This window comes from Vulcanococcus sp. DEBay_Sum22DG08_74 (genome assembly GCF_017852955.1).
GTDB lineage: Bacteria > Cyanobacteriota > Cyanobacteriia > PCC-6307 > Cyanobiaceae > Vulcanococcus.
The window spans coordinates 1-7,116 of sequence record NZ_JAFMKL010000083.1; the positions used below are offsets into that span (position 1 = coordinate 1).

General features: G+C 65.6%; 9 protein-coding genes. 6 read left to right on the forward strand and 3 right to left on the reverse strand.

Annotation, left to right across the window (positions count from 1 at the left end):
* The 6 genes from prfB to QZ184_RS08780 all read left to right on the forward strand — a co-directional run.
* Nucleotides 1-965, forward strand: a 965-nt coding sequence (gene prfB, locus QZ184_RS08755; protein ID WP_296419127.1) for a peptide chain release factor 2, incomplete at its 5' end; no start/stop codon positions are given.
* Complete coding sequence (locus tag QZ184_RS08760) at nt 958-1,149, forward strand: DUF3285 domain-containing protein (protein WP_010313447.1); 192 nt, start codon at nt 958-960, stop codon at nt 1,147-1,149. The genes prfB and QZ184_RS08760, both read left to right, overlap by 8 nt.
* 4 nt (nt 1,150-1,153) lie before the next feature.
* Nucleotides 1,154-1,717, forward strand: coding sequence for an rRNA maturation RNase YbeY (ybeY, locus tag QZ184_RS08765; protein WP_296419129.1), 564 nt, complete (start codon nt 1,154-1,156; stop codon nt 1,715-1,717).
* 36 nt (nt 1,718-1,753) lie between these two features.
* Entirely contained in the window at nt 1,754-2,230 is a 477-nt protein-coding gene (locus tag QZ184_RS08770) for a diacylglycerol kinase family protein (protein ID WP_296419131.1), read from the forward strand.
* A gap of 23 nt (nt 2,231-2,253) precedes the next feature.
* Entirely contained in the window at nt 2,254-2,850 is a 597-nt protein-coding gene (locus QZ184_RS08775; RefSeq protein ID WP_296419134.1) for an aminodeoxychorismate/anthranilate synthase component II, read from the forward strand.
* Nucleotides 2,851-2,875: 25 nt separating this feature from the next.
* Nucleotides 2,876-3,586 (forward strand): MBL fold metallo-hydrolase, encoded by a 711-nt coding sequence (locus QZ184_RS08780; protein ID WP_296416570.1) that lies wholly within the window; start codon nt 2,876-2,878, stop codon nt 3,584-3,586.
* On the opposite strand, the gene QZ184_RS08785 is transcribed toward QZ184_RS08780, so the two are convergent.
* The 3 genes from QZ184_RS08785 to nadC form a co-directional block, all read right to left on the reverse strand.
* Complete coding sequence (locus QZ184_RS08785; RefSeq protein ID WP_296419136.1) at nt 3,583-4,671, reverse strand: histidinol-phosphate transaminase; 1,089 nt, start codon at nt 4,669-4,671, stop codon at nt 3,583-3,585. The genes QZ184_RS08780 and QZ184_RS08785 overlap by 4 nt on opposite strands.
* Nucleotides 4,671-6,455: an arginine--tRNA ligase gene (gene argS, locus QZ184_RS08790; RefSeq protein WP_296419138.1), complete on the reverse strand. Its 1,785-nt coding sequence runs from the start codon at nt 6,453-6,455 to the stop codon at nt 4,671-4,673. Before argS ends, QZ184_RS08785 begins: the two co-directional genes overlap by 1 nt.
* Before the next feature lie 48 nt (nt 6,456-6,503).
* Nucleotides 6,504-7,116, reverse strand: a 613-nt coding sequence (gene nadC, locus QZ184_RS08795; protein ID WP_296419139.1) for a carboxylating nicotinate-nucleotide diphosphorylase, incomplete at its 5' end; no start/stop codon positions are given.

Here is a 7,116-nt window from a genome sequence, read left to right on the forward strand (position 1 = left end):
CCAAGATGCGCCAGCTCGATGAGGTGAAAGCCCAGCTCGAGCAGCTGAGCCAGTGGCAGGGGGCCGTGGCCGACGCCGAGGCCACGGTTGAGATCTATGGGCTCGAGCCCGATGACGAATTACTCAGCGAATCGGACGCAGCGCTGAAGAAGCTGCGGGCGGACCTCGATCGCTGGGAGCTCGAGCGCCTGCTCAGCGGCACCTATGACAAAGAGGGGGCCGTGATCAGCATCAATGCCGGCGCCGGCGGCACCGACGCCCAGGACTGGGCGCTGATGCTGATGCGGATGTACACCCGCTGGGCCGAAGACCACGGCATGAAGGTGACCGTGGACGAACTCAGCGACGGGGAAGAGGCGGGGATCAAAAGCTGCACGATTGAAATCGAGGGCCGCTACGCCTACGGCTATCTGCGCAACGAGAAGGGCACCCACCGGCTGGTGCGCATCTCACCGTTCAACGCCAACGACAAGCGCCAAACCAGCTTCGCGGGCGTGGAGGTGATGCCCAAGATCGAGGAGGAGGTGAAGCTGGATATTCCCGAAAAGGACCTGGAGATCACCACCTCACGCTCAGGCGGCGCCGGCGGCCAGAACGTGAACAAGGTGGAGACCGCCGTGCGCATCCTCCACATCCCGACGGGTCTGTTCGTGCGCTGCACCCAGGAGCGCTCCCAGCTCCAGAACAAGGAAAAGGCCATGGCCCTGCTGATGGCCAAGCTGCTGGTGATCGCCCAGGAGCAGCGCGCCGCTGAGATCGCCGACATCCGCGGCGACATCGTCGAAGCGGCTTGGGGCAACCAGATCCGCAACTACGTCTTCCACCCGTACCAAATGGTGAAAGACCTGCGCACCCAGCACGAAACCACCGACGTGCAAGGCGTGATGGATGGCGATCTCGATCCCTTCATCCAGAGCCTGCTGCATGCCGGCGTCGAAGTGGCCGGAGCCAGCAGCGATGACTGATCCCACGACGCAAGAGACCTCCGGCGCGGCCGGTGAGAACCCCAGTTTCACGAAACTGGCGATGCGCAACATGGTGCGCAAGGGCAAGTTGAGCCTGTTCCACTTCGGCCTGACCGCCCTGGGGTTTGTCGGCTTCATCGTCCTGGTGGCCTGGCTGGGCAAACCCCAAGTACCTGGAGCCTGAAGCGATGACGGCCGAACCCGACCTGGATTTGGCCTTTGAGGCCGCGGAGGATCTACCGGAAGCCCTGGTTGAGGCTGCCGCTGAGCTCTGCGATCCGATCCAGGGGATCGAGCCCTGGCATTCACTGATCAACGGCTGGCTGAGCCAGCTCAAGGGCGAACTCCCAGAGCCCCTCCAGGCGCCGGCCTACAGCCTCGGCCTGAGCCTGGTGAACGACGAAGAGATCGCTGCCCTCAACAGCGATTGGCGTGACAAGGAAGGGGCGACGGACGTGCTGGCCTTCGCCGCCCAGGACGACGGCCTAGACGACGCCCCAGCGATCCCCATGCCCGACTTCGACGGGGAGGAGGGATTGCTCGATGCCCTGGAGCTCGGCGACATCGTCATCTCCGTCGAAACCGCTGCGCGGCAGGCCCCGGAACACGGGCACAACCTCCGGGAGGAACTGCTGTTCCTGGCCACCCATGGCTTGCTGCACCTGCTGGGCTGGGACCATCCCGACGACGCCAGCCTCGAGGCGATGTTGCAGAGGCAGCAGCAGCTTCTCGCCGGGACCCAGCAGCGGTAGGGTGCGGCCAAAGGGCTGCACCAGTCGCCTTTGCCCATGCTTCAACCCCAGGACCCGGATCCAACCTCCAGGCGAGGCCTGCATCAGGCGAGCGAGGCGGGAACTGGTGCTGGCAATAAGGTGCGGCGGCTCGGAGCCTGGCAGGTCGCCAGTGATCTGCCGGCCAGCTTTCGCTATGCCGCCCAGGGCCTGATCTACGGCTTCCGCAGCCAGCGGAATTTCCGCATCCATGTGGTGACCGGGGCCTGTGTCTTTGGCCTGGGCCTCTGGTTGCAGCTGCCCCTGCCCCAACTGGCCGTCCTGGTGTTGACCGTGGCCGCCGTCCTGGTGCTGGAACTGATCAACACCGCCACCGAAGCGGTGGTCGACCTGGCCATCGGCCGGCAATTTCACCCCCTGGCTCGAATCGCCAAGGATTGCGCCGCCGCAGCGGTCTTGGTGGCGGCCCTGAGTTCCTTGGTGATCGCGGCGCTGCTGGTGCTCCCCGCCCTCTTGGTCCGTCTGGGCGTTTGAATGGTGCCCTGGCTGCAGGGCTGATGCTTCTCGTTCTCGACAACTACGACAGCTTCACCTTCAACCTGGTGCAGTACCTGGGTGAACTGGCGGCCGACCACCCCATCACTGAAGACCTGCGGGTCGAGCGCAACGACGCCTTGAGCCTGGAGCAGATCCGTGAGCTCAACCCCGACGCCATCTTGATTTCGCCGGGCCCCGGCGACCCGGATCAATCCGGGGTCTGCCTCGAGGTCCTGAGAGAACTCAGCCCAAGGATCCCCACCTTGGGGGTTTGCCTGGGCCATCAATCCATTGCCCAGGTCTACGGCGGCAAGGTGATCCGAGCCAAGGAGCTGATGCATGGCAAGACCTCACCGGTGCTCCATGAGGGTGCTGGGGTCTTCGCCGGCTTGCCCAACCCCCTAACGGCCACCCGCTACCACAGCCTGATTGCCGAGCGGGAGTCCCTGCCCGACTGCCTCGAGATCACCGCTTGGCTCGAAGACGGCACGATCATGGGCCTGCGCCACAGGGAGTACCCCCATCTGCAGGGGGTGCAGTTCCACCCGGAAAGCGTCCTCACCCAGAGCGGTCATCAGCTCCTTGGAAATTTCCTGGCCCAAGCGGCAGCCGGCTAACGTTCGGCCCAACTCCAGCTGCTCCATGGCCCTGCTGATCCGCACCCTGGCTGCCGCAGCCGTCGCCCTGCCCCTGGCGGCGAGTGCCAACACCGGTGTGACGATCACCAGCTACGGCCACAGCGCCCTGCTGATCCAAGGCGGTGGCGCCAAGGTTCTGGTGAACCCGTTCAAGGCCGTGGCCTGCGCCTCAGGACTGGCGGAACCCCGGGTCAGCGCCAATGTGATTCTCGCCAGCAGCCTGCTGCTGGATGAAGGGGCTCCAGTGGCGAAAGGCAAGTTTCTGAGCCAACCGGGCTCCTACCGCCTCGCCGGCCTCAAGATCGAAGGCATCTCCGCACCCCATGACCGCTTTGGCGGTCGGCGCTTCGGCCAGGCCACCCTCTGGCGCTGGAACCAGGGCGGCCTGAGCTTTGCCCACCTCGGTGGCACAGCCGCCCAGCTGAGTCCTGAGGATCGTGTGCTGCTGGGCAAGCCCGACGTGCTGATCGTCGGTGTCGGCGGCGGCGCCAAGGTCTACGACGGGGCGGAAGCCGCGGCGGTGGTGCGTGAGCTAGCCCCCAAGCGGGTGATCCCCGTGCAGTACGTCAGCGGCAAAACCCCGGCGAACTGCGACCAAAGCAGCGTCGAACCCTTCCTGGAAGCCATGAAGGGCACCAGCGTCAAACGGGTCGGCCGGGTGCTGAGCCTGCCGGGCAAGCTCGGCGAGGGCACCCAGATCGACGTCATGCGCTAGGCCGCGAGTCCTTCCAGGGCGGCATAGGCCGCCCAGAACTGCTGCATCTGCGCTGTGGTTCCCAGGCTGACCCGCAGTGAGCCATCGATCAACGGCTTACCGGTCATTGCTCGCACCAGGATTCCCGCCTCCCGCAAACCCTGATCGATCCGTGCTGGATCGTTCTTCGGCCAAACCAGCAGATAGTTCCCACCATCGATGTGGTGGCGCACTCCAGCTGCTAGGAGCTGCTGGGCCATCCAGGTGCGGGCCTGCAACACCTCCTGCACGTAGGCATCCACGTAGGCCTGATCCTTCAGGGCCGCGAAGGCCGCGGTGACCGCAAAGCTGTTGATGTCATAGGGCCCCGTGACGCGGCTGATGCGATCCACCACCGAGGGATGGCCCAGGGCAAAGCCGATGCGCAGCCCCGCCAGGCCGGCGGTTTTGGCCAAGGAGCGCAGCACCAGCAGATTCGGAGTGGCGGCGAAATCGGCCGTGGGCAGCACGCTGTCACCGGTGAAGGCCTCGTAGAGCTCATCCACCACCACCAGGGTTGCCGGAGCCGCGGCCGCGAGCTCAAGGATCAGCTCCGGAGCCAAGCGAGTTCCCGTGGGGTTGTTGGGGTTGCAGATCAGAAGCAGACGAGGCTGCAGGGCCTGCAGGCGCTCGCGAATCGCCTCCAGAGGGAACGCGAAGGACGCACCGACGTAGGGAACGGCCTCAATCACCATCCCCTGCATCTGAGCGCAGGGGGTGTAGTAACCAAAGGTTGGCGAGGTGGTGAGCAACGTCTCACCGCGGTCGCCATAGGCGTGGAAGACGGCATGAATCGCCGCATCAACGCCATTGAATAGACCGACCTGCTCGGGCTGCAGCGGGAGCCCAAGGTTGGCGACCACCGCTTCGCGAAGACCGTCGTACTCCGGATAGATGCCGATGTGATCGGCGGGAATGGACCGCAGCGCTTCAACTACGCGGGGGCTTGGGCCGACGGTGTTCTCGTTGAAATCCAGCCGCAGGAGCTTTCGGCGTCCCTCCAGGGGGGCGCTGTAGGCATGCAGGCTCTCCACCTCGGGGCGAGCCAATGGCGACGGTTGCTCCATCACATCCGATCCAGCGTTGGGATACCCAACAGACCCAAGCCCAGTTTGAGGGTGTCGGCGGTCAGACGGCAAAGGGCCAGGCGAGACGGCAGGGCCTCTGGCTCAGCCTTGAGCACGGGCACCTGGTCGTAGAAGCGGTTGAAGACCTGGCTCAGTTCAAAGAGATAGGTGCAGAGGCGATTGGGCAGCAACTCCTCCTCCACCTCGGCGATCACCGCATCGAACTTCAGCAGCTCCCGCACCAGGGCCCATTCCTGGGGTTCACTGAACTGAAGCCCCCCTGTGGAAGCGGCATCCAGGTCGCCGCCCTTGCGGGCGATCCCAGCAATGCGGACCACGGCGTAGAGCAGGTAGGGAGCCGTATTGCCCTGCAGGGCCAGCATCCGATCAAAGCTGAACTGGTAGTTGGTGATTCGGTTCTGGCTGAGGTCGGCGTACTTCACCGCCGCCAGTCCGACGGTGTTGGCCACGTGAGCGATGAAGGCCTCGTCCTCACTGCGGCCCTCCTCCTCCAGGCGGCGACGCAAGTCCGCCTCTGAGCGCTCCACGGCCTCATCCAACAGATCCCGCAGGCGCACCGTGTCACCGGCACGGGTTTTCAGCTTCTTGCCGTCTTCCCCCTGCACCAGACCGAAGGGCACATGCTCCAGACGGGCCCCCTCGGGGAGCCAACCGGCGCGGCGGGCCACCTGAAACACCCCCGCAAAGTGGTTGGCCTGACCGGCATCGGTCACGTACACAACCCGGCGGGCTCCATCGCCCTCCGGGGCTGAGCCGAAGCGATAACGGATCGCCGCCAGGTCAGTGGTGGCGTAGTTGAAGCCGCCATCACTCTTCTGGACGATGACCGGCAAAGGCTTGCCGTCCTTCCCGCTGACCCCCTCGAGGAAGACGCAACCGGCTCCGTCATCCACCACCAACAGCCCCGTGGCCTCGAGGTCGCGGACCACCCCCTCGAGATAGGGGTTGTAGAAGGACTCCCCCCGTTCGCTCAGGCGGATGTCCAGGCGGTCATAGATCTTCTGGAACTCTCGGCGGCTCTGGTCACAGAGCAGCCCCCAGGCCTTCAGGGAGACCGGATCGCCCCCCTGCAGCTTCACCACCTCCTCCCGGGAGGTGGTCTGGAAGGCCTCGTCCTCGTCGAAGCGCTTTTTGGCCTCGCGGTAGAAGGCCACCAGGTCGCCCAGGTCCACCGCATCGGCGGTCTCCAGAGCCTCGGGGGCCACCTGCTTGAGGTGGGTAATCAGCATCCCGAACTGGGTGCCCCAATCGCCGACGTGGTTCAGCCGCAGGACCGGGTGTCCGCGGAACTCCAGAACACGGGCCAGGGAGTCGCCAATGATCGTGGAGCGCAGGTGCCCCACGTGCATCTCCTTGGCGATGTTGGGGCTGGAGAAGTCCACCACCACAGGAGCGGCCTGCTCCACAGCCGGCACGCCGAGGCGGGCATCCCCGAGGCGCTGCTGCACCTCCGCCGCCAAACGCTCGGGCTGAAGCGTGATGTTGATGAAGCCAGGGCCAGCAATCTGCGGCTCCTGGCAGAGGGCCATGAAGCCCTCGTCCGCCTTGAGTTGCTCCACCACCGCCTCGGCAATCTTGCGGGGGGGCTGGCCTAAGGGCTTGGCCAGGGGCAAGGCGCCATTGGCCTGAAAATCACCAAATTCGGGCTTGCTGGCCGGCGCGAGCTGGGGATCGAAGGCCTGGCCCGCCGCAGCCGCCTCAGGGAATGCCCGTTGCATTGCATCGCGCAGCTGGTTCTCCAGGGACTGGGCGATGCGAAGCATGGAGATGCGGGGGAGATCTTCAGATCATCCCTCTCCGCGGGAATGAACTCAGCTGGAGAAGCGCATGCTCAGGTCCAGCCAGCTGCTGCGGGTCACCGGTGCACTGGTGGAAATCAGATCCAGTCCTGTGGCGGCATAGGCCCGAAGCTGCTCCGGCTGCACCCCCGAAGCCTCCAGCACCACAGGGCGGCTGGTCAGGGCCCGCAGCTGGGGGACGAGCTCCAGCAGGGCCTCGGGGCTGAACTCATCGAGCAACACCCCATCGGCTCCGGCCTCAATCGCGGCCTGGGCCTCGGCGGCGGTCTCGGCCTCCACGATGACGCGCGCCGGCCAAGGGGCCGCAGAGCGAACAGCGGCGATCGCTGCAGCGACCCCACCGGCCCAGGCCAGATGGTTCTCCTTCAACATCGCCGCGTCATCCAGGCCGAGGCGATGGTTGACCCCACCGCCGCAGCGCACGGCGTACTTCTCCAGCACCCGCAAACCGGGCGTGGTCTTCCTGGTGTCCGCCAATTGGATGCCACTGCCCTCCAGTTCAGCCACCAGCCGGGCCGTTGCCGTGGCGATTCCCGACAGGCGCATCGCCAGATTCAGGGCCGTGCGCTCTGCCGCCACCAAGGCCGACGCCTCGGCCTCCACGTTCAACAGGCGTTGGCCAGGG